The following is a 1,361-nucleotide window of genomic DNA, read 5'->3' as shown; positions in this document are numbered from 1 at the left end:
TGTGATGGGGAAGCTCCTTATGGAGCGAAGTCTTTGATTCCCCGCTGCCAAGAAAAGCTTCTAGCGAGATAAAAGGTGCCTGTACCGCAAACCGACACAGGTAGGCGAGGAGAGAATCCTAAGGTGTGCGAGAGAACTCTGGTTAAGGAACTCGGCAAAATGACCCCGTAACTTCGGGAGAAGGGGTGCTTTCTTAACGGAAAGCCGCAGTGAATAGGCCCAAGCGACTGTTTAGCAAAAACACAGCTCTCTGCGAAGCCGTAAGGCGAAGTATAGGGGGTGACACCTGCCCGGTGCTGGAAGGTTAAGGAGAGGGGTTAGCGTAAGCGAAGCTCTGAACTGAAGCCCCAGTAAACGGCGGCCGTAACTATAACGGTCCTAAGGTAGCGAAATTCCTTGTCGGGTAAGTTCCGACCCGCACGAAAGGTGTAACGATTTGGGCACTGTCTCAACCAGAGACTCGGTGAAATTATAGTACCTGTGAAGATGCAGGTTACCCGCGACAGGACGGAAAGACCCCGTGGAGCTTTACTGTAGCCTGATATTGAATTTTGGTACATTTTGTACAGGATAGGCGGGAGCCATTGAAACCGGAGCGCTAGCTTCGGTGGAGGCGCTGGTGGGATACCGCCCTGAATGTATTGAAATTCTAACCTACGGGTCTTATCGACCCGGGAGACAGTGTCAGGTGGGCAGTTTGACTGGGGCGGTCGCCTCCTAAAGTGTAACGGAGGCGCCCAAAGGTTCCCTCAGAATGGTTGGAAATCATTCGTAGAGTGCAAAGGCATAAGGGAGCTTGACTGCGAGACCTACAAGTCGAGCAGGGACGAAAGTCGGGCTTAGTGATCCGGTGGTTCCGCATGGAAGGGCCATCGCTCAACGGATAAAAGCTACCCCGGGGATAACAGGCTTATCTCCCCCAAGAGTCCACATCGACGGGGAGGTTTGGCACCTCGATGTCGGCTCATCGCATCCTGGGGCTGTAGTCGGTCCCAAGGGTTGGGCTGTTCGCCCATTAAAGCGGTACGCGAGCTGGGTTCAGAACGTCGTGAGACAGTTCGGTCCCTATCCGTCGTGGGCGTAGGAAATTTGAGAGGAGCTGTCCTTAGTACGAGAGGACCGGGATGGACGCACCGCTGGTGTACCAGTTGTTCTGCCAAGGGCATAGCTGGGTAGCTATGTGCGGAAGGGATAAGTGCTGAAAGCATCTAAGCATGAAGCCCCCCTCAAGATGAGATTTCCCATAGCGTAAGCTAGTAAGATCCCTGAAAGATGATCAGGTTGATAGGTTCGAGGTGGAAGCATGGTGACATGTGGAGCTGACGAATACTAATAGATCGAGGACTTAACCATATAATATG

1 rRNA gene is annotated in these 1,361 nt (G+C 52.8%); it reads left to right on the top strand.

The features are described from left to right. Positions 1 to 1,353: ribosomal RNA gene (locus BAQ44_RS00450) — 23S ribosomal RNA — on the top strand; the annotation flags it as partial. Positions 1,354 to 1,361 lie beyond the last annotated feature (8 nt).

It is taken from the genome of Bacillus mobilis (assembly GCF_001884045.1).
GTDB lineage: Bacteria > Bacillota > Bacilli > Bacillales > Bacillaceae_G > Bacillus_A > Bacillus_A mobilis.
Note: the sequence above shows the minus strand (reverse complement) of the source record. Positions and strands in the feature narration are given on the sequence as shown.